1 protein-coding gene is annotated in these 572 nt (G+C 42.1%); it reads left to right on the top strand.

All coding sequences use genetic code 11. The features are described from left to right. On the top strand, window positions 1-572 hold a 572-nt coding region (locus ACINWC323_RS16510), incomplete at both ends, for a type II toxin-antitoxin system HipA family toxin (RefSeq protein ID WP_009507936.1).

Raw genomic sequence — 572 nt, 5'->3', positions numbered from 1 at the left:
GTTTCCTGCTCAGCAAGAGCATCCTGAAGTCTGCGCCATTGAAGCCGTCTATGCAGAATGTTTGCGACTTTGTGCAATTGAGACTCCAGATACCCATTTCTTTAATTTGCCCAATGGTTTAACGGCTTTTGCTTCTAAACGATTCGATCGTCAAAATGGTATGCGGATTCCAATGCAGAGTTTGGCTGCATATACAGGAGCAGACTATAAAGTTCCAGGTAGCCTAGACTATCGCAATTTTCTCCGGGCAACCTTGATGTGTACGCAAGATGTACGAGAAAGATTGCATGCTTTTAAACGTGCTGTGTTTAATGTGCTTTTCAATAATCGGGATGACCATACTAAGAACTTTTCATTTCTCATGGAGAAAAATGGTCAATGGAAATTGGCTCCAGCCTATGATGTGACCTTCTGCGAGGGTCCAGGTGGTTATCATCAAATGGACATTATGGGAGAAGCGCTCAATATTTCCCGAAATGACATACATAAACTCGGTACTTCAGAAGCTAATCTGACTACTCTAGAAGTCGATGAGATCATCTTGACCATGCGTGAAATTGCACTTCAATTTA

This window comes from Acinetobacter sp. WC-323, from assembly GCF_000314615.1.
In the GTDB taxonomy this organism is placed as follows: Bacteria; Pseudomonadota; Gammaproteobacteria; order Pseudomonadales; family Moraxellaceae; genus Acinetobacter; species Acinetobacter courvalinii.
Note: the sequence above shows the minus strand (reverse complement) of the source record. Positions and strands in the feature narration are given on the sequence as shown.